Below are 25,561 nucleotides of genomic sequence, written 5' to 3' on the forward strand. Positions count from 1 at the left end.
CCATGAACAAGATCATCGAACAGTTCGAAGCCGAGCAGATCACCCGCCAGCTGCCGGAATTCGGCCCTGGTGACACCGTGGTGGTCAACGTGAAGGTGAAGGAAGGTAACCGCGAGCGCGTCCAGGCGTTCGAGGGCGTCGTCATCGCCAAGCGCAGCCGCGGCCTGCATTCGGCCTTCACCGTGCGCAAGATCTCGCACGGCACCGGCGTGGAGCGCGTGTTCCAGGCCCACAGCCCGGCCATCGATTCGGTCGAAGTGAAGCGCAAGGGCAAGGTGCGCGGCGCCAAGCTGTACTACCTGCGCAACCTGGAAGGCAAGGCTGCCCGCATCAAGGAAGACGTCGCCGCCGTCTCCGCCGCCAAGGCTGCGAAGAAGGCTGCTGCCGAGTAACCCGGTCGCCTCTTATCGGTTTGCTGGAAACCCCGCGGAGCGATCCGCGGGGTTTTCTTTTGGGCGTGCGCTCGGGGTTTTCTCACTCTCCCCTTCGAAGGGAGGGGTGGGATGAGGGGCGAATGCTTGCCTCATGGCTCCCTCTCTGCCGTCATGCCGGCGCAGGCCGGGGCTCTTCACGACAGTAGAAGACTGGTCATCCAGCAGCGTGAGTGGCCGGTTGCCGCCTCATGCGCTCCAGCGACCAGGCCGCCTACGCGGCGGGTGTTCCGGCCTCATGCCGGCGACGCGTAGCTAGTCCCGTGGGGCGACGCGTAGCTAGTCCCGTGGGGCGACGCGTAGCTAGTCCCCGTGGAAAGGCCCGGTCACGTTCTCTTGCTTGCCCAAGAGAACGTAACCACCGAGATGGTGGCAATGCCAAGGAGAAAGGGCGCTGTCTGGCTATGCCTAGCGAGTCCGTGAGGGCTGGCCGGGCTTTTCGACAGGGCTCCTGTCCGGACGAAAGATGACGTCCTGTCGGGGACCCTGGGGCCTGATCGCCCCCTTCACCGCCACACAGGGGATGGTTGAAGGCTCGTGCCGCTACGCGGCACTTCGCTCGGAGGAGCTCAAAGCCGTCGTCCGTTGTAGGAGCGCACCCAGTGCGCGACCGCAGGCTGACATGGTCGCCTCCGCCTGCGGTGGTCGCGACGGCGCAGGGTCAACCTGCGTCGCAACGCGGCGGTCGCGTACTGGGTGCGCTCCTGCAGGCAGTAGGTAACGTCGTCGTGCTCACCCCAGCCATTTCCTCGCTCCTCAAAACCGCGTCCCTCGATGGGAGCAGGAGCGAGACGAGGCCATCCGGCCTGGGGCCAGGCATCCAGCCGCAAAAAAACCTTCCAACGCCAGCGTCAGGGCAGGGCCCCATCACGCCAACCGCTGCGGCTCCTGCAGGAAGTTGCCCTGCACGAAGTCCACCCCGCAGGCAAACAACAGCGACGTGCTCGCGGCATCCTCCACCCACTCGGCGATGGTCTGCTTCTTCAGCTCGCGCGCCTGGCGGCAGATCTCCGCCACCTTCTTCTGGCTTTCCGCCTGTTGCGGCAGGTCGGCCATGTAGCTGCGGTCGATCTTCAGGTAGTCGGCGTCGATATGGTTGAGCAGCTGGAACGAGTTGAGGCCCGAACCGAATTGTTCCAGCGCGAACTGCCCGCCCAGCTCCTTCCAGGCCTTGATGAACTCCTGTGCGGGGCGCAGCGCCGTGACCACCTTGCTCTCGGTGGTCTCCAGCACCAGCTTGCCGTTCTTCAGGCCCGCCTGTTTGAGGCGTTCGCCCAGCCACGGCAACAGCTTGGTGTCTTCCAGCGAGCGGGAGGTGAGCTTGACGAAGAAGGTGCTGGGCGAACCGCTGCGGTCGCGGGCGCGCAGGTGTTCGATGGCCTGGTTCAGCACCCAGCGGTCGATTGCCGGGGTGAGGTTGTGCTTCTCGGCGATGGGCATGAAGAAGCCCGGCAGCACCTCGCCCTGCGGGCCGTTGAGGCGCAGCAGGATTTCCGAGAACTCGCCTTCGGCGTCCTGCAGGCTGATGGTCTGCTGGTGGTACAGCACGAAGTCGTCCTGCGTGAGCGCCTGCTTGAGCACGCCCAGCCAGTAACGCTCGCGCTCTTCCTCGGCCTTCTCGCGAGCGGCCGGGTCGTGCAGCTCGCTGCGGTTGCCGCCCTGGCTCTGCGCATTGCGCAACGACTGGCTGGCCTGGTTGAGCAGCAGCTCGGTGTTCGCGTTGCGCTCGCCCAGCAGGCTGCCGCCGATGCTGGCGGTGACCGTGATCGAATGGCTGCCCAGGTCGAAGATGCCACCGGCGATGGCCTGCTGCAGGCCGGTGATCCACTGCTTGATCGCCTCGTCGTTGCGCGTATGCAGCAGCACGCCGACCGTGTGCTCCGCCAGCAGGCCGGCGGTGTCGTGGGCGCCAAGCTGGCCTTCCACCCGGTTGGCGAAGGCGGCGAGCAATTCGTCGGCCTTGGCCAGGCCGACGCCGCCCACGATCGCCTGCCAGTTGTCCGGCTCGATCAGCAGCAGCGACTGGCCCTTGGTGCCTTCGGTCGCCGCGGCCACCGCCTGGTCGATGCACTCGAGCATGCGGGAACGGTTGAACAGGCCGGTGACGGGATCGCGCTGCAACTGCTCGATCACGCTGGCGTCGACCTGCTGGCGACGGAACACCACCTGCAGGCAGGGCTCGCCCTCGAACGTGGCATGGGCGAACTCGACGCTTGCCTTGAAGCTGGTGGCATCGGCGCGACGGGCCTGGAGCTCGATCGGACCGCTGGGCTTCTCGCCGCGGGAGAGCCCCTTGAGCGTGTTCTTGAACTCGTCGGCGTCGGTGGGCCCGACCATGTCCAGCACGGGCAGGCCGAGCAGGTCGTCGAATTCGGTATAGCCGAAGGTATCCAGGTAGGCCTGGTTGGCGCGCACGTGCATGCCTTCGTGCACATAGGCGATGGCGTCGGTCGAAGAGTCGAGCAGGGCGTCGCAGCGGCGCTCCGATTCGCGCAGCGCCATTTCCAGGCGGCGCAGCTGGCGCCGCGTGTTGAGGGCATCGAACTCGCGCTGGATCACCGCCATCAGCTGGCGCGGTTGCGAGCGCAGGGCCACGCTGCGCGCGCCGTTGACGAAAAGCTCGGTGACCCCCGTGTTGTCCACCTGCCCGACCAGGGCGACCAGCGAAAGATCGCGGCCGTGGGCGTCGAGCATGCGGGACACTTCGCGCAGCTCCAGCGTGCCCACGGCGGGGTCGAACAGCACGATGTCAGGGCCCAGTTCGTCCAGCGCGGCGGTGATCTGTTCCGCGGTGGTCGCCCGCGCGGGACGGACGGCAATGCCGTTGTTGCGCAGCAGGCTGATGATCTGTTCCGCGTCTTCGACTGACTTTTCGATGAAAAGGATCTTGATGACCTGGTCAGTTTTCATGGGCACGTCGAGCTATCCATTGTTCGCCGCTGCTGTGGAACCTGCCGGGACAGCAGGGCGCGGGCCATTCGTGGTTTTAGCGGATTCCGCCGGTTACGGCTAGCGTAAAATATTCCTGCAGTGACCCTGCCCACACTGCGCGCCGGCGCAGATGCCGGCTGCATCACAGCGGCCGCTTGGATGCCTCGCCGCCCACCTCGCGCACCAGCCTGGGCACGAGGTAGCCGGGAAGCCGGTGGCGTACGGCTTCCACCAGGGCCAGGGCGCGCGCGTCGTCCACTTCGAAATGGGCCGAGCCTTGCACCCGATCGAGCTGGTGCAGGTAGTAGGGCAGCACGCCGGCGGCGAACAGGCGCTCGGACAGCGCCACCAAGGTGTCCGCCTCGTCGTTGATGCCCCGGAGCAGGACCGATTGGTTGAGCAGCGTCACGCCGGCCTCGCGCAGGCGAGCACAGGCGGCGTCCACGGAGGCATCGAATTCATTGGCGTGGTTGGCGTGCAGCACCACCACTTTCTGCAGCGGCAGGCTGGCCAGCCAATCGACGAGGCCGTCATCGACGCGTTCGGGCAGCACCACCGGGAGGCGGGTGTGGATGCGCAGGCGGGTGACGTGCGGGATGGCTTCCAGGCCGCGGCTCAGCTCTTCCAGCTTGGCCGTGGCCAATGACAGCGGGTCGCCGCCGGAGAGGATCAGCTCGCCGATCGATGCATCCTGTCGCACATGGTCCAGCGCCTTGCGCCACTGGCCGGCGGCGGCCATCTCGTCGCCGTAGGGGAAATGGCGTCGGAAGCAGTACCGGCAGTTGATGGCGCAGCTGCCGCTGGCGATCAGCAGGGCGCGGCCCTCGTACTTGTGCAGCACGCCCTGGGCCGAGCGCGCAGCCATGTCGCCCACCGCATCGATGCTGTAGCCAGGGACCCGCTGCGTTTCCGCCAGCTGCGGCAGGACCTGCAGCAGGAGGGGATCGCGGGCATCGCCGTGCCGCATGCGGGCCACGAAGCCATGCGGAACGCGCACGTTGAAGCCGGCGTCACCGGCAGGCAGCGCATCGCCCAGGTGTTCCAGGCCTACCCATGCCAGCAATTGGCGGGCGTCCGTGACGGCCTCGCGCCACAGCGTGCGCCAGTCGGTTCCAGGCGGAGATAGGCGGGCGGCTTGGCTTGCGGTTATCATAGTGGGTCTTGAATCGGGCCCACGGCCCGGGAAACCCCCTATTCTAGCCGCCCGTGGGCGGCGCTACATCTGGAGCAGAGCGCATGGCCACCGTCGGTCTCAACGACGTCAAGAAGGGTATGAAGATCCTTCACAATAATGACCCGTGGGTCATTACCGACGCCGACTTCATCAAGCCCGGCAAGGGCCAGGCGTTCACCCGCATCTTCATCCGCAACCTGAAGAACGGCCGCACCACCGAGCAGACCATGAAGTCCAGCGACAGCTTCGAAGTCGCCGACGTCGTGGATACCGACATGCAGTACCTGTATTCGGACGGCGAGTTCTGGCACTTCATGCACCAGGAAAGCTTCGAGCAGCACCAGGCCGGCAAGGTCGGCATGGGCGATGCCGCCAAGTGGCTGAAGGGCGAGGAAGAGTGCGTGGTGACGCTATTCAACGGCGAAATCATCGCCGTGCAGCCGCCGAACTTCGTCGAACTGAAGATCACCGAGACCGACCCGGGCCTGCGCGGCGACACCTCCGGCGGCGGCGGCAAGCCGGCCACGCTGGAAACCGGTGCCGTGGTGCGCGTGCCGCTGTTCGTCAGCACCGAGGAAGTGATCAAGGTCGACACCCGCACGGGCGAGTACGTCAGCCGCGTCGGCAAGTGACGAACCGGCGAAGGCAGGACGAGCGCGCAGCGCGAAGAACGTCCCTGGGACGGCCCCGAAGGGGCAGGCGCAGCGAGTCATCCAGTGAAATACGCCGTGCGAAGCACACGAATCCGCTTTCGCGCCCTCATACGGCAGAGCGCTGGATTCCGGCCGACGCCGGAATGACGTGATTGAGACGTAGAGGTTGAGCATCATGGGGCGGCCACCGCGAGGTGATCCGCCCCATGTCGTATCCATCATCGAAAAAGCGAGCCTGAGGATGAGCCAGACCGATCCGCAAACCATCGACCTGTTGATCGAAGCCCGCTGGGTCGTGCCGGTGGAACCGCATGGCGTCGTGCTCGAGCATCACGCCGTGGCCGTCGACCAGGGCGCGATCGTGGCGTTGCTGCCCATCAGCGAGGCCCGCGCCAGGTACGCCCCGCGCGAACGCGCCGAGTTGGGCGAGCACGTGCTGATTCCAGGCCTGGTCAACACCCACACGCACAACCCGATGACCTTGCTGCGCGGCCTGGCCGATGACCTGCCATTGATGGTGTGGCTGCAGAAGCACATCTGGCCGGTCGAGGGCCAGGTGATCGGCCATGAGTTCGTGCGCGATGGCGTCGAGCTGGCGGTGGCGGAGATGATCCGCGGCGGCACCACCTGCGCCAACGAGAACTACTTCTTCCCGGACGTCATCGGCGCGACCTACAAGCGCATGGGCTTCCGCGCGGTGGTCGGCCTGCCGGTGATCGAATTCCCCACGGCGTGGGCGAAGACGCAGGACGAATATTTCGACCGCGCCATCGAAGTGCATGACAGCTTCCTCGGTGATGCGCTGATCGGCACCTCGTTCGCCCCGCACGCCCCTTATACCGTGTCGGACGAGAGCTTCGAGCGCATCCGCGTGCTCTCCGACCAGCTCGACATCCAGGTGCACCTGCATACGCACGAAACCGCGCACGAGGTGGATGAGGAGAAGGCCAAGAGCGGCCTGCGCCCGTTCCAGCGCCTGCAGAAGCTCGGCATCGTCAACGATCGCCTGATTGCCGTGCACATGACCCAGCTGACCGACGCGGAAATCGCCGCGTGTGCGGAGGCGGGCGTATCGGTCGTGCATTGCCCCGAATCCAACCTCAAGCTCGCCTCGGGCTTCTGCCCGGCCGAAAAGCTGCGCCAGGCCGGCGTGAACGTCGCCATCGGCACCGATGGCTGCGCGTCCAACAACGACCTGGACATGTTCGGCGAGATGCGCACCGCGGCGCTGCTGGCCAAGGCCGTGGCGAACGACGCGGCAGCCTTCGATGCCGCCTATGCCTTGCGTGCAGCGACGCTCAATGGCGCCCGTGCGATGGGCCTGGAGGACAAGATCGGCTCCATCGAGACAGGCAAGCACGCCGATCTCGCGGCCATCCGCTTGTCCGATCTCGAAACCCAGCCCCTGTTCCACATCGCATCGCAGCTGGCCTATGCGACGGGCCGCCACCAGGTCACCGACGTGTGGATCCATGGCGTGCGCAAGCTCGCGGGACGCGTGCTCACCGATATCGACACCGGCGCCGTGCTGGCGAAGACGCATGCGTGGCGCGAGCGCATCGCGGCGATCGATGCGGACTGAGGCAACGACATGAACCGTTATCTCGTCATGGCGATGCGCCGCCCGGATTTCGATCCGGCGATGGTGCAGCCGCACGTGGACTTCCTGCAGGGATTGCGCGCGGGTGGCCGCCTGGAACTGTCGGGCGGTTTCAGCGACAAGTCCGGTGGAGCTTATCTCTTGCTCGCGCAGAGCATGGCTGAAGCGCTTTCGATCGCTCACCAGGATCCGGCCCATACCAGCGGCGGCTGGGAAATCACGGTCTACGAATGGCAGGCGCGTTAAGCTCTGTCGTCAGTCATTGAGGATGCAACCGATGCAAGCAGCTGCGAATGTCAGCCCCGAGGAAATCGCGCGTTTTGGCAAGCTTGCCGCGCGCTGGTGGGATCCGGACGGCGAATCTCGTCCGTTGCATGACCTCAATCCCGTGCGCGCTGCCTATGTGGCGGCACGCGTGAAGCTGCCGGGCGCGCGCGTAGCCGATGTCGGCTGTGGCGGCGGGCTGCTCAGCGAAGCGCTGGCGAAGTCGGGCGCACAGGTCACCGGCATCGACATGGGCGAGAAGGTGATCGAGATCGCGCGCCTGCATCTGCATGAATCGAAATTGGAAGCCCCGAACCTGCACGTCGACTATCGCGTGCAATCCTCGGCTGAACTCGCATCGTCCGAGCCGGAGGGTTTCGACGCGGTCTGTTGCATGGAGCTGATCGAGCATGTGCCCGATCCCGCCGCGCTGGTCAACGACCTGGCGCGCATGGTGAAGCCGGGCGGCGTGGTGGTGATGTCCACGCTCAACCGCACGCCGGCCGCGTTCGGCGCAGCGATCCTCGGCGCCGAATACCTCATGCGCATGCTGCCGCGCGGCACGCATCACTACGCGCAATTCCTCAAGCCGTCCGAACTGGGGCGCCTGCTGCGCCACGCAGGGCTCGAAGTGGAAGACGTTTCCGGCCTTGGCTACAACCCGGTCAATCGCAAGGCGTGGATCAGCCGCTTCACGTCGGTGAATTACCTGATCAGCGCCCGTTCCACGGGGACGCCCTTCGATCGCAAGCCCGCATGAAGCCTTTCCCCCAAGACATCCAGGGCGTGCTGTTCGATCTCGATGGCACGCTGCTCGACAGCGCCATGGACCTGTATATCGCCCTGGTAAAGCAGTGCGACGAAATGCAGGTGCCTGCGCCGCCCTTTGCGATGGTGCGCGAAGTCGTGTCGCGTGGTTCGCGCGCGATCCTGCGCTGCGCGTTTCCCGGCCTGGACGACGACGCGCTGGCTCCGCTGTTGCCTCGCTATCTCGAGCTCTACCAGGCCGTGATGGCCGAGCACACGCGTCCGTTCGACGGCGTCGACGAACTGCTTGCCGTGCTCGAAGCCCAGGGCATCGCCTGGGGCATCGTCACCAACAAGCCCGGCTTCCTCACCGATGACCTGGTGAAGCGGATTGGCTGGGCCGATCGCATGGTCGCCGTGGTGTCGGGCGACACGCTGCCGGTGAAGAAACCCGATCCCGCGCCGGTGCTGCTTGCCTGCGAACGCGCGGGTCTCGATCCGGCGCGCTGCCTGTTCGTCGGCGACGATCGTCGCGACGTGCTGGCCGGTGGTGCGGCGGGGGCTTATACCGTTGCCGTGCGCTGGGGGTACCTCGACGGTGGCGATCCGGCAGAGTGGGGCGCCGACCTGGTGATCGATCATCCGGCCGATCTCACCCACCGGCTCCGGGTGGCGGCATGAGCGATACCGCGCTGCAGAGCTACATCGACAAGTGGTTGGCAGTGCAGCCGCAGCAGCGCATTGCGCTGGCCTTCGTCGATTCGAAGAAGTACCCCGGCCATATCGCGCTGGCGGCGCTCGAGCAGGAGTGGCTCGCCGCCGCGTATGGCATTCGCGAGCCCCATGTGGCGGCAACCAAGTTGAACTGGTGGGCCGAGGAGCTTTCGGGCGCCGCGGCCAGCGGCGGGCGTCATCCGCTGACCCAGGTGTTGTTCGATGACGACCGGGCGCACGCATTGCCCACCGAGTTCTGGGTCGCGCCCGTGCTGGGCGCAATGGCTCAGCTGGAGGAGGGCACCGCCGCCGATTTCGAGGCGCAGGTGGCTGCGGCTTCCTTGCTGCACGGCGCGATCGCCGAACTGGAAACCACGTGGTGGTTCGGCAATGGCGCGTTCTCGGCACGGGCGGCGCGTGTTGCCACCTTGTCCCACCTGTTGTTTTCGCTGCTGCGGCTGGAAGAAGACGCCGAACGCGATCGCCTGGCGCTGCCCATGGCGCGCCTGGCTCGTCACGGCCTGAGTCGCAACGAGCTGCGCATGGCCAGCCCCGCACGCGAGGACGCCATTCGGGCCCAGCTTGAAGACCTGCACGCGGCGTGGCGGGAGGCTGACCGCCTGCCGGGGCCGCTCAGCGCCTTTCGCGGATTGGAATCCCGCCATGGCCGCGCGCTCGTCGCCAAGGCACGCAAGGCGGCGGACCCGCTGGCCGTGCTGCGGCAGGGCCAGGGCCGTCAGGGTCCGGCCGTGGTCTGGCAGGCGTGGCAGGCGGCGCGGGCCTGGCGAAAGCAGGTCGAATAGGGATGCCCCGTTCCATGCCGCAGGGGCATCGCCGATGCTGTCCGCGGATGGGTAGCACGGCCTTTCGGATGATGTCCAGAAAGCCCACGGGTCGCGGGGCACTGCTGGCCGGCGTGGACGGCGTCACACCCCGCATCGTGCGGGCTTCCTGGGCCACATGCCGCCCCCGTGGCATGGGGCAGGGCATCCTTGAAGACGCAGCGTTTCTCCCACGCCACTATTGCGGCGGCACCAGCCTGCCCCAAGATTGATGGGCCACGGCGCCCAGGCGCCTGCCGGATCACAGGATTCACCATGTATACCGAGGAAAACACCGCCCGCCTGATGCCCGACGTGGCCGTCCATGCCCAGCCGCACCTGGCGGGCGAACTGGACTGGGTCGGCATGGATGGCATCGAAGTGCCCGTGCGCTTCGATGCAGGAGACGGCGACGTGCAGCGCGCCAGCGCCCGTGTCGGCGCCTTCGTCAACCTGCGCCGTCCCGACAAGCGCGGCATCCATATGTCCCGCCTGTACCTGCAGGTGGAGCAGGCGTTGAGCACGCAGACCTTGAGCGCCACGTCGTTGCGGGAGCTGCTGCGCGGCTTCCTCGACTCGCACAAGGATCTTTCCGATCGCGCCTGCCTGAGCATCCGCTTCGAGCACCTGGTGCGGCGCCCGGCCTTGCGCAGCGGCAACAGTGGTTGGCGCGCGTATCCGGTCTCGATCGAGGCCAGCCTGGTGGGCGATGCGTTCCTGCTCGAGCTGGGCACCGAAGTGGTCTACTCGTCGACCTGTCCCGCGTCCGCCGCCTTGTCGCGCCAGCTGATCCAGGAGCAGTTCTCGAAGGATTTCGATGCCGGGCGGCCGATCGACCACGCCGCCGTGCTTGCGTGGTTGGGCAGCGAGAAGGGCATCGTCGCCACGCCGCATGCGCAACGCAGCGTCGCGCGTCTTCGCGTGCGGCCCGCGGAGGGCGCGAAGTTCGATCTCATCGACCTGATCGATCGTACCGAGCAGGCGCTCGGTACGCCGGTACAGACCGCGGTGAAGCGCGAGGACGAACAGGCCTTTGCGCTCGCCAACGGCGGCAACCTGATGTTCTGCGAAGACGCGGCCCGCCGCATCCAGAAGGCGCTCGATGCCGATGACGCGCTCAGCGATTTCCACATCCGCGTGGAACATCAGGAGAGCCTGCACCCGCACGACGCCGTGGCCTATGCCAGCAAGGGTGTCGAAGGCGGCTACGCGGGCAAGGGTTGCGCCTGAGCCAGGGTTCCGCCGTCGCCTGTTAGCATTCCCGGAGCTCTCATCGAGCTCCGCAGGAGATTTTCATGCTGTCCCGTCTTTCGTTGCTGGCCGTTGCCGTCCTCGCGCTCGCTGGCTGTTCGATGTTTTCCCGTCATGCCAAGGACGAGGCGCCCGCCGCGAAGGCGACGCCCGCGCCCGTGCACCAGTCGCTGATGAAGTCGATCACGGGCGACATCCGCTACGAACTGCCGCAGGCGGTGCCCGCTGACGCCTACCTGCTGGTGACGCTGGCCGATGTCAGCCGGCAGGACGCACCCGCGCGTACCGTGTCCGAGGAGCGCATCCAGCCTGTCGGCGCTTCGCCGGTGGATTTCCTGATCAGCTACGACCCGTCCGAGCTGCGCGATGGCGTGGATTTTGCCATCAACGTGCGGCTGCAACAGGGCGACAAGCTGCTGGCCATCAACGACACGCGCACGAGCGTGTTGGGGCGGTCGGGCGAGAACGGACCGGTGAGCATCACGCTCAAGGCCGTTCCGTAATTTACTGCCCCTGCAGGGAAATCAGCGCGCGAAGGCCAGTCGCTGGCCGCGCACGCTGCCATCCACGTTCTGGCCGTCCCATACGCGCTGTCCGTTGACGAACGTGGCGGCAATGGAGCTGTTGAACGTATAGCCCTCGAACGGCGACCAGGCGCACTTGGACAGCACCTCCTCGCGACGCACGGTGTGCGGCTTGTTCGGATCGACCAGCACCAGGTCGGCGGCGTAGCCCTCGCGCAGGAAGCCGCGCTCCTTCACGTCGAACAGGGTGGCCGGCGCATGAGTGACGGCCTCCACCACGCGCTCTAGCGTCAGCTTGCCCTCGAACACGCGCTGCAGCGCCGCCTGCAAGGCGAACTGCACCAGCGGCAGGCCGCTCGGCGCCTTGTCGTAGAGCTGCCCCTTTTCGTCCAGCAGGTGCGGGGCATGGTCGGTGGCCAGCACATCCAGGCGGCCTTCGGCGAGCGCCCGGGTGATCGCCTCGCGGTCGGCAGCCGTCTTGATCGCCGGGTTGCACTTGATCAGGAAACCCAGGCGTTCGTAGTCGCGGTCGTCGAAGTGCAGGAAGTGCACGCAGGTTTCGGCGGTGATGCGCTTGCCCTTGACCGGGCCCGGCTCGAACAGCGCCAGCTCGTCCGCCGTGGAGATGTGCAGCACGTGCAGCCGGCTGTTGTGGCGCCGGGCCAGCTCGATGGCCAGGCGGGTCGACTTGATGCATGCCTCGCGCGAGCGGATCAGCGGATGCTCGCGGGCAGGAATGTCGTCGCCGTACTTCTCATGCGCCTTGGCCAGGTTCGCGTCGATCATCGGCGTGTCTTCGCAATGCGTGATGATCGGCGTGGGCGCCTCGCGGAAGATCCCGTCCAGCACCTCGGGGTTGTCCACCAGCATGTTGCCGGTGGAGGCGCCCATGAACACCTTGATGCCCGGCGCCGCCAGCGGGTCGAGGCGCCGGATGGCTTCCAGGTTGTCGTTGCTCGCGCCCATGTAGAAGGCGTAGTTCACGGCCGAGGTTTCCGCCGCGCGGGCGTACTTGGCCTCCAGCGTGTCGCGATCGAGTGCCGGCGGCTTGGTGTTGGGCATCTCCATGAAGCTGGTGATGCCGCCGGCGGCGCAGGCGCGCGATTCATGGGCGATGTCGGCTTTCTGGGTCAGGCCCGGTTCGCGGAAATGCACCTGGTCGTCGATCATGCCGGGAAACAGCCACAGGCCGCTGGCATCGATCACCTGCTCGCCGGGACGGGCGTCGAGGTCGCCGCCTATGGCGTCGATGCGGCCCTGCTTGACCCGCACGTCGGCATGGAAACGACGGCCCTCATTGACCAGTTCGGCGTTCTTGATCAGCCACTCAGTGGACATGGTTTGCTCCAGCGGAACCGCAACGGCGGAAGGTGAACTGCTCGGGTACGGGGTCTTCGCCCCCCTCGCACAATGGCTGGCAGCGCAGCAGGCGCCAGCCGGTCAGCATGCCGCCACGCAGCGGTCCGAAGCGTGCAACGGCAATCCGTGCATAATCGGAGCAGCTGGGGTGGAAGCGGCAGTGCTGACCCAGCAGGGGGCTTAGCCAGCGCTTGTAGAAGCCGAGCAGTAGAAGTATTAGTCGGGTCACGACGGTTTTACGCTGCCGAAACAGTTTGCGGCATGTAGTGTCGCAAGTATTCCAGAAGCAAGGTTGCCGGTGTTAGATACATGGGCTATAACACCCGGCCGCCAAGGCCAAAATGGTGAAGGGAAATGGCGAAAACGACGCGTAGTGCGACAGCCACCAAGCCGCAGAAGGGAAAGCCTGCCGGTAAGGTGAAGGACGTCAAGACCAGCAAGAAGACTGCGACTGCGCGCGCGGCGAAGCCGGCTGCGACAGCCAAAGCGGCCCCGGCCAAGAAGCCGGTCGCCAAGAAGGCTGCGCCCAAGAAGGTGGTGGCAAAGAAGGCCGTCGCCAAGAAGGTCGCCAAGGCCCCCGCCAAGCCCGTGGCAGTCAAGAAGGCCGCTCCCAAGCCGCCGGCGAAGAAAGCCGCACCGGCCAAGAAGCCGGCCGTGGTAAAGCACGTAGCCAAGCCGGTCGCCAAGAAGGCGGCCCCTCCGGCCAAGAAGCAGCCGCCCAAGGCGGTCGCGGCACCGGCCAAGCCCGCCAAGGCGGCGCCGGCCAAGCCGGCTGCCAAGGAGGCTCCGGCCAAGCAGCAACCCGTTGCCGCCAAGGTCGCGGCGCCGGCACCGGCCAAGGCGCCACCTCCGGCGCCGGCCAAGCCGGCAGCTCCACCCTTTGCCGGCAAGGTGGCCAGTGCCACCGCCCGTCATACCCCCCTCAAGAAGCAGAAAGCCCAGCAGTCCTCGATGAACAAATCCGCAACCCTCGATAACGGCATTACACGGGAAGACGGTCGCTACGCGCTGCCTTCGACCACCACGATCGACCTGCCCAAGGGTTATCGCCCCTCGAATGACGAGGAGTACATGAACCCCAAGCACCTGGCCTACTTCCGCAACAAGCTTCGCGAATGGCGCGAACAGCTGGTGGAAGAGTCGCGCCAGACCATGGAAAACCTGCGTGACGAAGTTCGTGACGTGGGCGACGAGGCCGAGCGCGCCACCCGCGAAACAGAAAATTCGCTGGAACTGCGCACGCGCGACCGCTACCGCAAGCTGATCTCCAAGATCGACAAGGCCCTGCGTCGTATCGAAGAAGGCCGGTACGGCTACTGCGAAGAAACGGACGAGGAAATCGGCCTGGAGCGTCTCGACGCCCGTCCGATCGCCACGCTGTCGCTGGACGCGCAGGAGCGCCGTGAACATCTGCAGAAGCAGATGGGCGACTGATCAGCCCGGACATCCGGACAGGCAAAGCCCCGCTCATGGCGGGGCTTTGTTTTTTGTCTTGTGGCCGACCCTTGCCGGCGCATCGTCCGCAGCCAGGGTCGCGGATGCCGCCGGCCGCATGCGCAACCGTGCATGTCGCGGTCGTTCCGAAAGCAGCGGCGGCCGGGATTCAGGCGTTCAGCGTTGCCGCTGCGTATGCCTTGAGCTTCGCGAGCATGGCGGCAAGGCCGTTCGAGCGCGTGGGCGACAGGTGCTTGGCCAGGCCGATGGCTTCGATGAATCGCGGCTCGGTGGCGACGATCTCGCGGGCGGAACGGTCCGAGTAGACGCGCAGCACCAGCGCGATAAGGCCGGAAACGATGGCTGAATCGCTGGCCGCCTGAAAATGCAGCTTCTCCACATTTCCGCTGGGCACCAGCCAGACCAGCGACTGGCAGCCGTGCACGCGGTAATCCTCGGTCTTCAGCTCCTCGGGAAAGGGCGGCAATTGCTTGCCCAGGTCGATGAGGTACTGGTAGCGCTCGGTCCAGTCACCAAAGAAGCCGAATTCCTCGACGATGTCCTGCTGCGCCTGCTCGGCGCTCGATGTGGCAATAGCGTTCATGCTTTCATTATCGCGCGTTTGCCGGATCGCCGCTTTTCACGTCATGGCGACAAGGCGTGCCTGTTCAACCTTTCGCTACGCTCCATCGCGTGCCCTGTGCGCCGTCCTCGATGACGATGCCCATCAACGTCAATTCATCGCGGATCGCATCGGCGCGCTTGAAGTCGCGCGCGGCGCGCGCGGCACGGCGCTCCTCGAGCAAGGCCTCGATGCGCGCCTCGTCGACCTCGGTGGCGCCAGATGCCTGCTTGAACCACGACTCCGGATCCTGCTGAAGCAGGCCCAGGATCGCGCCTGCCCCCAGCAGCGCGGATTTGGCGGCGCGCCGCGCCTGCGCATCGCCGGCCTGGCGAGCCAGGTCCGCAAGCTGGGACAGCTCGGCCAGTGCCTGGGGCGTGTTGAGGTCGTCGCACAGTGCGGCTTCGACCGCCTCCGGTACCGGAAGATCGTTGTCCACCTCGACGTCCGCCAGATCGCGCAGCACGCGGTACCAGCCATCAAGCGTGCTGATCGACTGGGCGACGGCGGCGTCGGACCAGTCCAGTGGCTGACGATAGTGCCCGCGCAGCAGCAACAGGCGCAGCGCTTCCGGCGGGTGCATCTTGAGCAGCTCGTGCACCAGCATCACGTTGCCCAGCGACTTGGACATCTTGCGACCGCTGAAGGTCAGCATGCCGTTGTGCAGCCAGTAGCGCGCGAACACCTTGCCGCCGTGGGCGCAGGTGGACTGGGCAATTTCGTTTTCGTGGTGCGGGAACTGCAGGTCCACGCCGCCGGCGTGGATGTCGATGGTCTCGCCGAGGTGGGCCTCGCTCATCGCCGAGCATTCGATGTGCCAGCCGGGGCGGCCGCGGCCCCAGGGGCTGTCCCAGCCGGGCAGTTCGGGCGTGGAGGGCTTCCACAGCACGAAGTCGCCCGGGTTCTTCTTGTACGGCGCCACTTCGACGCGTGCGCCGGCCAGCAGCTCTTCCGGGTCGCGGCCCGAGAGGGCGCCATAGGCGGGGTAGGACTCCACTTCGAACAGCACATGGCCTTCCGCGGCATAGGCGTGGCCGCTGGCGATGAGCCGCTCGATCATCGCGATGATCTGCGGGACATGCGTCGTGGCGTGCGGTTCCACGTCCGGCGGCGCAATGCCCAGCGCGGCCATGTCTTCGCGATATGCCTCGGCATAGCGGCCGGTAATGCTCTCGATGCCCACGCCCAGCTGCTGGGCGGCGGCATTGATCTTGTCGTCCACGTCGGTGATGTTGCGGGCGTACACCACGTGCGGATAGTGGCGGCGCAGCAGCCGGACCAGCACGTCGAAGACCACCGGGCCGCGAGCGTTGCCAATGTGCACGTAGTTGTAGACCGTCGGTCCACACAGGTACATCGTCACCCGGTTCGGATCGAGCGGGGCAAACGGTTCGACGCGGCGCGTCAGGCTGTTGTGGAGCGAAATGGGCATCGGTCAGGAGGTCCGGACGGTGGAAGCAGGCGCCAGGCAGCGCAAGCCGGTCGCGCATCTTAACAAGCCGCCGGGCGCCGCGCAGGCCGGCGCCCCGGTCGCCTCCCCGCCAGGCTGGGGGGTGAACCGCGCCGGGAAACGGTCAGGCTTGAGGCGAGGTTCTAAGCGTCGATTCAGAGTGAATTTGCTGCAATGGATGGTAAGAGGCGCAAAGATGCGCCCGATTGCCTTAAGCGGAGGCCGCAGTGACCCGATGGTTGTTCCCCGCGCTGGTGCTGTCCTTGATGGCCGCCGGCGTGTCCGCGCAGGATGCGAGGTACCAGCAGCAATACCAGCAGAATGACGACAACACCCATTACGGGTGGGCCGATGTGCTGCGCGTCGATCCTGTGTATGGCGTGGCCCGCACCGAGGTGCCGCGGCAGGAATGCTACGACCAGCCGGTGGTGCGTTCGGCGCCGCCGCAGGGCAGTGCGGCCGGCACCATCCTCGGCGCCGTGGTGGGTGGCGTGCTGGGCAGCACCGTGGGCAAGGGCGATGGGCGCACCGCGGCCACGGTCGCCGGCGCGGTTGCCGGTGGCGCCGTCGGCAACAGCGTGTCCCGTTCGGGCGGCGGCGAATACGAGAGCACCGAGACCCATTGCCGGCAGGTCGCCGCGGTCAGCGAGCAGCGTCGCATCATGGGATACGACGTGGAATACCGTTATCGCGGCGAGGTCTACGTATCGCGCCTCAACTATGATCCTGGCGAGCGCCTTAGGGTGCGGGTAAGCGTTTCTCCCGCCGACTGAGATCACAGAACGCCGCCTCCGGGCGGCGTTTTGACGTCCAGGCCCCATCCGTTGTTGCATGGCAGCGAAAATCCCGTCATGATGAGCGTTCTACCACCCGGAACACCCATGTCCGCAGCCGTCTATACCGCCACTGTCCTTACCAGCGCCCGCATGGCCGCTGGCATGACGTCGCGTGCTCGCCGACCGCTGGTCCGACATCTGGCCGGGTAGGCTGTCGCACGCGTTTCATGTGTATCGACGACAAAACCCGGCCTGCAGCCGGGTTTTTTTGTTTCCGGAATCCGAGATTCGACAAAGGCATCCACGATCATGACTCTTCGCCACTTCTTGACCACCCAGGACTACAGCCGCGCCGAGATCGATGCGCTGCTTGAACAGGCCGCTGCCTTCAAGCGCTCGCCCCGCGGCCAGCAGCTGGCCGGCAAGTCGGTGGCGCTGATGTTCTTCAACCCGTCGATGCGCACGCGCACCAGTTTCGAACTCGGTGCGTTCCATATGGGCGGCCATGCCATTGTGCTGGCGCCGGGCAAGGATGCGTGGCCGATCGAGTTCGAGGTGGGCACCGTGATGGATGGCGATACCGAGGAGCACATCGCCGAAGTGGCGCGCGTGCTGTCGCGCTATGTGGACCTGATCGCCGTGCGTGCCTTCCCCAAGTTCCAGGACTGGTCGGTGGATCGCGAGGACAACGTCATCAAGGCGTTCGCCAGGTACGCCACGGTGCCGGTGATCAACATGGAGACCATCACGCATCCGTGCCAGGAGCTCGCGCACGCGATGGCGATGAAGGAACACCTGGGCAGCCTGCAGAACAGGAAGTACGTGCTGACCTGGACCTATCACCCCAAGCCGCTCAACACCGCGGTGGCCAACTCCGCGCTGCTGATCGCCACCAAGATGGGCATGGACGTGACCCTGCTGTGCCCGACGCCGGACTACGTGCTCGACGAGCGCTACATGGAGTTCGGCTATCAGAACGCGAAGGAAAACGGCGGCTCGCTCAAGGTCAGCCACGACATCGAGGAAGCCTACAGCGGCGCCGACGTGGTTTATGCGAAGAGCTGGGGCGCGCTGCCGTTCTTTGGCCGTTGGGACCAGGAGAAGCCGATCCGCGACGCGCACAAGCACTTCATCGTCGATGAGCGGAAGATGGCGTTGACCAACAACGGCCTGTTCAGCCACTGCCTGCCGCTGCGTCGCAACGTGAAGGCTACCGACGCGGTGATGGATTCCCCGGCGTGCATCGCCATCGATGAAGCCGAGAATCGCCTGCACGTGCAGAAGGCCGTGATGGCTTCGCTGATCGGCCGGGGCTGAGTCCCGGATGTACCTGCCCGCGCATTTCAAGGAAACACGCAGCGAGAAGTTGCACGCGCTGATGCGCGAGTATCCGTTCGCCACCGTGATCGCGTGGGGCGAGGACGGCCCATGCGCCAACCACCTGCCGCTGGAACTGGTCGACGAGACACGGCTGCACGGCCACGTGGCGCGCGGCAATGAGCTGGCGAAGCTGGACGGCGCCGAGGTCCTGGTGGTCTTCCGTGGTCCCGACGGCTACGTGAGCCCGAACTGGTACCCGAGCAAGCGGGAAACCCACCGCGAGGTGCCGACCTGGAACTACGCGGTGGTGCATGTCCATGGCCGCTTGCGCGTCACCCATGAGGCGGCGTGGCTGCGCGGCCTGCTGGAGCGGCTGACCGATCGCCATGAAGCCGGGCAACCGGAGCCGTGGCGCGTGTCCGAAGCGCCGGAAGATCACATCGAAAAGATGCTGCACGCGATCACCGGCCTGGAAATCCGGATCGAACGCATCGAAGGCAAGTTCAAGCTGAGCCAGAACCATCCGGCCGCCAATCGCGCGGGCGTGATGGCCGGCCTGCAACAGCGCGCTCGCCGCGCCGACGGGGCGCTGGCCGAACTCATGTCGCAACAGCACATCTCTCCACAGGAAAGGGGCAGGCCGTGAGCCATACGCACCAGCATCACTACAAGGTCGAAGTGACCTGGACCGGCAACCAGGGCACCGGCACCAGCACCTACCAGGGTTACGGTCGCGGGCACGAGATCCGCATCGCGGGCAAGCCGGCCATCGAGGGCTCGTCCGACCCCATGTTCCGTGGCGATGCGAGCAAGTACAACCCGGAGGACATGCTGGTCACCGCGCTGTCCACCTGCCACATGTTGTCGTACCTGCACCAGGCGGTGCTCGCCGGCGTGGTCGTCACCGCCTATGCCGACAGCGCCGAAGGCACCATGGAGACGGACGTGCACGGCGGCCACTTCACCGAAGTGGTGCTTCGCCCCGTCGTCACCATCACCGCCGGCAGCGATGCGGCCAAGGCCGGGGCAGCGCACGACGCCGCCCACCATGGCTGCTTCATCGCCAATTCCGTGAACTTCCCCGTGCGCTGCGAACCGCGCATCATTGTCGAATCGGTTTGACCGTCTACCGTTTAGCCATCCAAATCAGGATCTGCAAGCCATGAGCAAAGACATCGTCCTCGCCTTCTCCGGCGGCCTCGACACCAGCTTCTGCGTGCCCTACCTCAAGGAGCGCGGCTGGGCCGTGCACACCGTGTTCGCCGATACCGGCGGCGTGGACGCCGAGGAGCGCGCCTACATCGAGCAGCGCGCCAAGGAACTGGGCGTGGCGAGCCACGTCACCGTGGACGGCGGCCCGGCCATCTGGAACGGTTTCGTGAAGCCCTTCGTGCAGGCCGGCGAGGCCTACCAGGGCCAGTATCCGCTGCTGGTGTCCGACCGCTACCTGATCGTGGACGCCGCGATCGCGCGCGCCAAGGAGCTGGGCACCAAGGCCATCGCGCACGGCTGCACCGGCATGGGCAACGACCAGGTCCGTTTCGACCTGGCCGTGAAGGCGCTGGGTGACTACGAGATCGTGGCGCCCATCCGCGAGATCCAGAAGGAGCACACCCAGACCCGCGCCTACGAGCAGGCCTATCTGGAAGAGCGCGGCTTCGACGTGCGCGCCAAGCAGAAGAGCTACACCATCAACGAGAACCTGCTGGGCGTGACGCTGTCCGGTGGCGAGATCGATCATTGGAAGACGCCGGGCGACGGCGCCCGTGGCTGGTGCAAGCCGCGCGCCGAATGGCCGTCCGAAAAGCTGTCGGTGACGATCGGCTTCGAGAAGGGCGAGGCGGTGTCGCTCGATGGCCAGAAGCTGCCGGGCGCCAAGCTGCTGGCGAAGCTCAACGAGCTGTTCGCGCCGTACGGCGTGGGCCGCGGCATGTACACCGGGGACACCACCATCGGCCTCAAGGGCCGCATCGTGTATGAAGCGCCGGGCCTGATCTCGCTGCTTGCCGCGCACCGCGCGCTGGAAGAGGCGGTGCTGACCAAGCAGCAGAACCGCTTCAAGCCGGAGGTGGCGCGCAAGTGGGTCGAGGTCGTGTACGAAGGCTTCTTCCACGACCCGATCAAGACCGATCTCGAGGCGTACCTGGCTTCCAGCCAGAGCCAGGTGAACGGCGAAGTCGTGCTGGAAACGAGCGGCGCCCAGGTCACCGCGGTGGAAGTGCGCTCGCCGCATATCCTCAACGCGAAGGGCGCTACCTACGCGCAGTCGGCGGACTGGGGCGTGGAAGAAGCCGAGGGCTTCATCAAGCTGTTCGGCATGAGCAGCACGCTGTGGGCGGAAATCAACCGCAGCTGATCCGGGCGCCATCGTCCTTCCGGCGAAAGCCGGAAGGACGGCGGTTTGGCCCTCGAGGTCATCCTTTCAACAGACGATCGCATGAGCGCACTACTGGACGACACCCTCCGACATCTTCGCGCGCTGGTCAGCCATGACACGCGCAATCCGCCGCGCGAGATCGGCACGGGCGGCATTTTCGATTACCTGCGTGACAACCTGCCGGGCTTCGACGTCAGCGTGACCGATTACGGCGCCGGCGCCGTGACCCTGTACGCCGTGCGCGGCAACCCCAGGGTACTGTTCAACGTGCACCTGGATACCGTGCCCGACTCACCGCATTGGACGGCCAATCCGCACGAGCTGCGCGTGACGGAAGACCGTGCCATCGGCCTGGGTGCCTGCGATATCAAGGGTGCCGCGGCCGCGTTGCTTGCGGTGGCCCATGCAACCGATGGTGACATGGCCTTGCTGCTGTCCACCGACGAAGAGGCCAACGACCCGCGCTGCATCGCCGGCTTCCTCAAGGACAAGCCGTCGTACGACGCCGTGATCGTGGCCGAGCCGACCAAGGGCGAGGCGGTGCTTGCGCATCGCGGCATCCATTCGGTGCAGATGCGCTTCAAGGGCAGTGCCGGGCACGCATCGGGCGAGCAGAAGCCGAGCGACAGTGCGGTTCACCAGGCCATCCGTTGGGGCGGCGCCGCGCTCGACTACGTGGAGAAGCAGGCGCACGAACGTTTCGGTGGCCTGACCGGCCTGCGTTTCAACATCGGTCGCGTGGATGGCGGCATCAAGGCGAACATGATCGCCCCGTCGGCAGATGTGCGTTTCGGCTTCCGTCCGCTGCCGACCATGGCGCCGGATCAGCTGCTGCACGCTTTCCGCACGCTGGTCGAGCCGCAGCCGGTGGAATTCGAGGAACTGTTCCGCGGCGATTCGCTGCCGGCCGGCGACACGGCCACGGCAGAGGCGCGTCGCCTCGCCGCGCGCGACCTGGCCGACGAGCTGGACATCCCGATCGGCAATGCCGTGGACTTCTGGACGGAAGCGGCGCTGTTCTCCGCCGCCGGCTACATCAGCTTCGTCTACGGCCCTGGCGACATCGCACAGGCGCATACCGCCGACGAGTGGGTTTCGCTCGATCAACTGAAGCACTACGCCGACACCATTTACCGCATCGTTGGAAAGCGTGGCCAGGGAAGGCCACTTTTTGATTCCCGCGCTCATGGATGAGCGCAAAGGATAACTATGGAATCCCACAAGCACACCAGGAAAACCATCGTCCGCCTGCTTTCGAGCATGGGCAGCGCGAAGGAGATCCAGCAATACCTCAAGCGCTTTTCGCAGCTCGACGCCAAGCGCTTCGCCGTGGTGAAGGTCGGCGGCGCCGTGCTGCGCGACGACCTGCCGGCGCTGACCTCGTCGCTGACCTTCCTGCAGCAGGTGGGCCTGACGCCGATCGTGCTGCACGGCGCGGGTCCGCAGCTGGACGAGGAGCTTTCCGCTGCCGGCATCGAGAAACACACGGTGAATGGACTGCGCGTGACCACGCCGAAGGCGCTGGCCATCGTACGCAAGGTGTTCCAGGAACAGAACCTGCGCCTGGTCGAGGCGCTGCAGACCATGGATACGCGCGCCACCTCGGTGCTGTCGGGCGTATTCACGTCGACCTACCTGGATCGCGACACCTACGGCCTGGTCGGCAAGGTCAGCCGCATCAACCTGGCGCCGATCGAGGCGAGCCTGCGCGCGGGCTCGATCCCGGTCATCGCCAGCATGGGCGAGACGGAAGAAGGCCAGATCCTCAACGTCAACGCCGACTTCGCCGCCAACGAGCTGGTGCGCGTGCTGCAGCCGTACAAGATCGTGTTCCTCACCGGCACGGGTGGCCTGCTGGACGACCAGGGGCGCATCATCGACTCGATCAACCTCAGCACCGAGTTCGAACACCTCATGTCGCAGCCGTGGATCAACGGCGGCATGCGCGTGAAGATCGAGCAGATCGCCGACCTGTTGAACGACCTGCCACTCACCTCGTCGGTGTCGATCACCCAGCCGTCGGAACTGGCCAAGGAGCTGTTCACCCACAAGGGTTCGGGCACGCTGGTGCGTCGCGGCGAGAAGGTGAAGCGCTTCGAGTCGTGGGAGGGCATCGACCTCGCGCGCATGCGCGATTTGATCGAGTCCAGCTTCGGCCGCACCCTGGTAGCGGACTACTTCGAGCGCACCAGGCCGTTCCGCGTGTATGTGAGCGAGAACTATCGCACGGCGATGATCCTCACCCTGGAAGACGGGCTGCCGTACCTGGACAAGTTCGCCGTGCTGGACGACGCGCAGGGCGAAGGCCTCGGCCGCGCCGTATGGCAGGTGATGCGCGAGGAAAACCCGCAGCTGTTCTGGCGCTCGCGCCATGGCAACAACGTCAACCATTTCTACTATGCCGAATCGGATGGCTGCCTCAAGCAGCCGCGCTGGAAGGTGTTCTGGTATGGCATCGAAGACTTCGACACGATCGCACGCTGCGTGGCGCATTGCGCCCAACGCCTGCCGACTTTGGTGGACTGAATCATGAGTAGACCCAAGCATCGCATTGGCATCGTCGGTGCGCGTGGCCATACCGGCGCCGAACTGATCCGGTTGGTGGCGGCGCATCCCGAGCTTGAGCTGGCCTTCGTATCCTCGCGCGAACTCGATGGCCAGCGCGTGGCCGATCAGGTGGAGGGCTTCCAGGGCGAGCTGCGCTACGCCAGCCTTGACGCCGACGCCGTGGCGGCGCAGGGCGCCGACGTGGTGGTGCTGGCCTTGCCGAACGGCAAGGCGGCGCCGTACGTGGAAGCGATCGACAAGGCCAGGCCGGAAACGCTGATCGTCGATCTTTCCGCCGACTATCGCTTCAACGAGAAGTGGTACTACGGCCTGCCGGAGTTGACTCGCGAACGTTGGCGTGGCGAAAAGCGCATCAGCAACCCGGGCTGCTACGCCACTGCCGTGCAGCTTTCCATTGCGCCGTTGAAGGACCTGCTGGCTGCGCCGCCGGTGAGCTTCGGCGTGTCGGGTTACTCTGGCGCCGGCACCACGCCGTCGGATCGCAATGATCCTGAAAAGCTGCGCGACAACCTGATGCCGTACTCGCTCACCGGACACATGCACGAGAAGGAGGCGAGCCGCCACCTCGGCGTGCCGGTGGAGTTCATGCCGCACGTGGCGCCGCATTTCCGTGGCCTCACCGTCACCACCAACTTGTATCTCGCCCGCCAGGTGAAGCGCGAAGACATCGTCAAGCGCTTCCATGGTGCCTATGATGGCGAGAAGCTGGTGCATGTCGTCGACGAAGCGCCGTGGGTCAGCCACATCGCGCACAAGCACCATGTCGATATCGGCGGCTTCGCCGTGTCCAACGATGGCAAGCGCGTGGTGGTGGTGGCGACCTTGGACAACCTGCTCAAGGGGGCCGCGACGCAGGCCATGCAGAACATCAATCGCGCCATTGGCGTGGACGAGTACACCGCGATTCCGCTTGCCTGACCGTCATTCCGGCCTGCGCCGGAATGGTGGGCAAGCGGGTCGCACTACCCAACGTTTGCGGGACACTTTCCATGACCCAACCCCTCTGGCAAAAATCCAACATCAAGATCGACGCCCGCATCATGAAGTTCCTCGCGGGTGATGACGTGCTGCTGGATCGTGAGTTCTTCCTGCACGACATCACGGCCAGCAAGGCGCATGTCGAAGGACTCGCCAATATCGGCGTGGTCAGCACGGACGAGGCCTCTGCGCTCAAGCGCGAGCTCGACGTGCTGGCCGAGGACTTCCGTGCAGGCAACTTCGTGCTGGATGAGCGCTATGAAGACGGCCACTCGGCCATCGAGGCGCGCCTGACCGAGCGCCTGGGCGACGCGGGACGTCGCGTGCACACGGGGCGCAGCCGCAACGACCAGATCCTGGTTGCCACGCGCCTGTGGCTGAAGGAGCAGCTGGCATCGCTGGAACAGCACTGCAAGGCCATCGCCCAGGTGTGCCTCGATCGCGCAGCGCAGCCATCGATCCCGCTGCCGGGCTATACGCACCTGCAACGCGCCGTGGTGTCGTCCACGGCCATGTGGTTCGCGGGTTTTGCCGAAGGCTTCATCGACAATGCCCTGCGCGCACGGCAGACCGCGGCGCTGATCGATGCCAATCCGCTGGGCACGGCGGCCGGCTATGGCGTCAACCTGAAGCTCGATCGCGAACACACCACGCAGGCGTTGGGCTTTGCCCGCATGCAGGTGTCGCCGATCTACGCGCAGCTCTCGCGTGGCAAGTTCGAAATGGCCGTGCTGGAGGCGATCGCCGGTGCGCTTTTGGACGTCCGCCGCCTCGCGTGGGATCTCTCGCTGTTCACCACGGCCGAGTTTGATTTCGTGAAGCTGCCTTCGGAATACACCACCGGCAGCTCGATCATGCCGAACAAGCGCAACCCCGACGTGGTGGAACTGCTGCGCGCCAGCTACGCCAGCGTGGCGGCGGCGCGTACGGAGATCGAACAACTGCTGTCGTTGCCCTCGGGCTACCAGCGTGACCTGCAGTTCTCCAAGGGTTCGCTGTTCCACGGCTGCCGCCACGGCCTGGCCGCGCTGGAGCTGGTTCCTGATCTGCTGGCCCGCCTGGCCTGGAACGAGCCGGCCATGCGCGCGGCGATCGAGCCCGCCATGTATGCCACCGACGTGGCGATCGAGCAGGCCGCGGCCGGCGTGCCCTTCCGCGACGCTTATCGCGCGGCGGCGGACGCCGCGGCATCGGCAGGCGAGGGGCGTACGCCCGAAGGCAGCCTGGCGGCACGCGTCTCGCCTGGCTCGGGCAACGACCTGCGCCTGGGCGAATTGCACGATCGGCTGAGTCATCTGGACGGCTAAACGAGGATTCGGCATGGGGACTGTCAGCACAGGGAATGCCGAGCACTACACGTGGGGACGGGGTTGCGACGGCTGGCATCTGCTGGCCGGTGCGGACCTCAGCGTGATCGAGGAGCGCATGCCCGGCGGCGCGAGCGAGGTCCGCCACCGGCACGCGCGGGCACGGCAGTTTTTCTACGTGCTCGAAGGCGAGCTCAGCATCGAGCTGGCGGGCGATACGCACCGGTTGCGCAAGGGCGAGGGGTTGCACGTTCCTCCCG

At 66.0% G+C, this 25,561-nt stretch carries 26 protein-coding genes; 20 read left to right on the forward strand and 6 right to left on the reverse strand.

Features of this window, described 5'->3' with window-relative positions; translation table 11 throughout:
- The first annotated feature begins 2 nt into the window (after nucleotides 1–2).
- Nucleotides 3–392, forward strand: a complete 390-nt coding sequence (gene rplS / locus JMF82_RS04680) for a 50S ribosomal protein L19 (RefSeq protein ID WP_201313368.1) — start codon at nucleotides 3–5, stop codon at nucleotides 390–392.
- 906 nt (nucleotides 393–1,298) lie between these two features.
- On the opposite strand, the gene JMF82_RS04685 is transcribed toward rplS, so the two are convergent.
- Entirely contained in the window at nucleotides 1,299–3,341 is a 2,043-nt protein-coding gene (locus tag JMF82_RS04685) for an EAL domain-containing protein (RefSeq protein WP_201313369.1), read from the reverse strand.
- Between the two features lie 163 nt (nucleotides 3,342–3,504).
- Entirely contained in the window at nucleotides 3,505–4,515 is a 1,011-nt protein-coding gene (epmB, locus tag JMF82_RS04690; RefSeq protein WP_201313370.1) for an EF-P beta-lysylation protein EpmB, read from the reverse strand.
- 83 nt (nucleotides 4,516–4,598) lie between these two features.
- On the opposite strand from epmB, the gene efp reads away from it, so the two are divergent.
- From efp to JMF82_RS04730, 8 genes are all read left to right on the forward strand, one after another.
- On the forward strand, nucleotides 4,599–5,168 hold the full coding sequence (gene efp, locus JMF82_RS04695; protein ID WP_201313371.1) for an elongation factor P: 570 nt from the start codon (nucleotides 4,599–4,601) through the stop codon (nucleotides 5,166–5,168).
- 262 nt (nucleotides 5,169–5,430) lie between these two features.
- A complete protein-coding gene (locus JMF82_RS04700) occupies nucleotides 5,431–6,771 on the forward strand; it encodes a TRZ/ATZ family hydrolase (protein WP_201313372.1) in 1,341 nt (446 codons plus the stop codon).
- A 9-nt stretch (nucleotides 6,772–6,780) separates the two neighbouring features.
- Nucleotides 6,781–7,035 (forward strand): YciI family protein, encoded by a 255-nt coding sequence (locus JMF82_RS04705; RefSeq protein ID WP_201313373.1) that lies wholly within the window; start codon nucleotides 6,781–6,783, stop codon nucleotides 7,033–7,035.
- A 31-nt stretch (nucleotides 7,036–7,066) separates the two neighbouring features.
- Nucleotides 7,067–7,813, forward strand: coding sequence for a bifunctional 2-polyprenyl-6-hydroxyphenol methylase/3-demethylubiquinol 3-O-methyltransferase UbiG (gene ubiG / locus JMF82_RS04710; protein ID WP_201313374.1), 747 nt, complete (start codon nucleotides 7,067–7,069; stop codon nucleotides 7,811–7,813).
- Nucleotides 7,810–8,481, forward strand: a complete 672-nt coding sequence (locus JMF82_RS04715) for an HAD-IA family hydrolase (protein WP_201313375.1) — start codon at nucleotides 7,810–7,812, stop codon at nucleotides 8,479–8,481. Before ubiG ends, JMF82_RS04715 begins: the two co-directional genes overlap by 4 nt.
- Complete coding sequence (locus JMF82_RS04720) at nucleotides 8,478–9,317, forward strand: squalene/phytoene synthase family protein (protein ID WP_201313376.1); 840 nt, start codon at nucleotides 8,478–8,480, stop codon at nucleotides 9,315–9,317. Before JMF82_RS04715 ends, JMF82_RS04720 begins: the two co-directional genes overlap by 4 nt.
- A gap of 294 nt (nucleotides 9,318–9,611) precedes the next feature.
- Nucleotides 9,612–10,565, forward strand: a complete 954-nt coding sequence (gene folE2, locus JMF82_RS04725) for a GTP cyclohydrolase FolE2 (protein ID WP_201313377.1) — start codon at nucleotides 9,612–9,614, stop codon at nucleotides 10,563–10,565.
- A 65-nt stretch (nucleotides 10,566–10,630) separates the two neighbouring features.
- A complete protein-coding gene (locus tag JMF82_RS04730) occupies nucleotides 10,631–11,089 on the forward strand; it encodes a YbaY family lipoprotein (protein ID WP_201313378.1) in 459 nt (152 codons plus the stop codon).
- A gap of 21 nt (nucleotides 11,090–11,110) precedes the next feature.
- Here the strand turns inward: JMF82_RS04730 and JMF82_RS04735 are convergent, their stop codons facing one another.
- Both JMF82_RS04735 and yidD read right to left on the reverse strand, forming a co-directional pair.
- On the reverse strand, nucleotides 11,111–12,448 hold the full coding sequence (locus JMF82_RS04735) for a dihydroorotase (RefSeq protein ID WP_201313379.1): 1,338 nt from the start codon (nucleotides 12,446–12,448) through the stop codon (nucleotides 11,111–11,113).
- The gene (yidD, locus tag JMF82_RS04740) at nucleotides 12,438–12,698 is read right to left on the reverse strand and encodes a membrane protein insertion efficiency factor YidD (RefSeq protein WP_201313380.1); all 261 of its coding nucleotides are present in this window, start codon (nucleotides 12,696–12,698) and stop codon (nucleotides 12,438–12,440) included. Before yidD ends, JMF82_RS04735 begins: the two co-directional genes overlap by 11 nt.
- A 125-nt stretch (nucleotides 12,699–12,823) precedes the next feature.
- Between yidD and dksA the strand changes: the two genes are divergently transcribed.
- Complete coding sequence (dksA, locus tag JMF82_RS04745) at nucleotides 12,824–13,903, forward strand: RNA polymerase-binding protein DksA (RefSeq protein ID WP_201313381.1); 1,080 nt, start codon at nucleotides 12,824–12,826, stop codon at nucleotides 13,901–13,903.
- A 169-nt stretch (nucleotides 13,904–14,072) separates the two neighbouring features.
- Here the strand turns inward: dksA and JMF82_RS04750 are convergent, their stop codons facing one another.
- Together JMF82_RS04750 and cysS are read right to left on the reverse strand one after the other, a co-directional pair.
- Entirely contained in the window at nucleotides 14,073–14,507 is a 435-nt protein-coding gene (locus JMF82_RS04750; RefSeq protein ID WP_201313382.1) for a SufE family protein, read from the reverse strand.
- 64 nt (nucleotides 14,508–14,571) lie between these two features.
- Nucleotides 14,572–15,957, reverse strand: a complete 1,386-nt coding sequence (gene cysS, locus JMF82_RS04755) for a cysteine--tRNA ligase (protein WP_201313383.1) — start codon at nucleotides 15,955–15,957, stop codon at nucleotides 14,572–14,574.
- 245 nt (nucleotides 15,958–16,202) lie between these two features.
- On the opposite strand from cysS, the gene JMF82_RS04760 reads away from it, so the two are divergent.
- The 10 genes from JMF82_RS04760 to JMF82_RS04805 all read left to right on the forward strand — a co-directional run.
- A complete protein-coding gene (locus tag JMF82_RS04760) occupies nucleotides 16,203–16,748 on the forward strand; it encodes a glycine zipper 2TM domain-containing protein (protein WP_236585293.1) in 546 nt (181 codons plus the stop codon).
- A 312-nt stretch (nucleotides 16,749–17,060) separates the two neighbouring features.
- Entirely contained in the window at nucleotides 17,061–18,068 is a 1,008-nt protein-coding gene (locus JMF82_RS04765) for an N-acetylornithine carbamoyltransferase (RefSeq protein WP_201313384.1), read from the forward strand.
- A gap of 7 nt (nucleotides 18,069–18,075) precedes the next feature.
- Complete coding sequence (locus JMF82_RS04770; RefSeq protein WP_201313385.1) at nucleotides 18,076–18,717, forward strand: FMN-binding negative transcriptional regulator; 642 nt, start codon at nucleotides 18,076–18,078, stop codon at nucleotides 18,715–18,717.
- Entirely contained in the window at nucleotides 18,714–19,193 is a 480-nt protein-coding gene (locus JMF82_RS04775; RefSeq protein WP_201313386.1) for an OsmC family protein, read from the forward strand. Before JMF82_RS04770 ends, JMF82_RS04775 begins: the two co-directional genes overlap by 4 nt.
- 40 nt (nucleotides 19,194–19,233) lie before the next feature.
- On the forward strand, nucleotides 19,234–20,427 hold the full coding sequence (locus JMF82_RS04780) for an argininosuccinate synthase (protein ID WP_201313387.1): 1,194 nt from the start codon (nucleotides 19,234–19,236) through the stop codon (nucleotides 20,425–20,427).
- Between the two features lie 81 nt (nucleotides 20,428–20,508).
- A complete protein-coding gene (locus JMF82_RS04785) occupies nucleotides 20,509–21,642 on the forward strand; it encodes an acetylornithine deacetylase (RefSeq protein ID WP_201313388.1) in 1,134 nt (377 codons plus the stop codon).
- A gap of 15 nt (nucleotides 21,643–21,657) precedes the next feature.
- Complete coding sequence (locus JMF82_RS04790; RefSeq protein WP_201313389.1) at nucleotides 21,658–22,974, forward strand: acetylglutamate kinase; 1,317 nt, start codon at nucleotides 21,658–21,660, stop codon at nucleotides 22,972–22,974.
- Between the two features lie 3 nt (nucleotides 22,975–22,977).
- Nucleotides 22,978–23,934: an N-acetyl-gamma-glutamyl-phosphate reductase gene (gene argC, locus JMF82_RS04795; RefSeq protein WP_201313390.1), complete on the forward strand. Its 957-nt coding sequence runs from the start codon at nucleotides 22,978–22,980 to the stop codon at nucleotides 23,932–23,934.
- A 71-nt stretch (nucleotides 23,935–24,005) separates the two neighbouring features.
- Nucleotides 24,006–25,301 carry an argininosuccinate lyase gene (argH, locus tag JMF82_RS04800; protein ID WP_201313391.1) on the forward strand — a complete coding sequence of 432 codons (1,296 nt, stop codon included), beginning with the start codon at nucleotides 24,006–24,008 and terminating at the stop codon, nucleotides 25,299–25,301.
- 13 nt (nucleotides 25,302–25,314) lie between these two features.
- The coding region (locus JMF82_RS04805) for a cupin domain-containing protein (RefSeq protein WP_201313392.1) at nucleotides 25,315–25,561 on the forward strand (247 nt) is incomplete at its 3' end.

The sequence above is a fragment of the Dyella sp. EPa41 genome, from assembly GCF_016586165.1.
Classification (GTDB): Bacteria; Pseudomonadota; Gammaproteobacteria; order Xanthomonadales; family Rhodanobacteraceae; genus Dyella.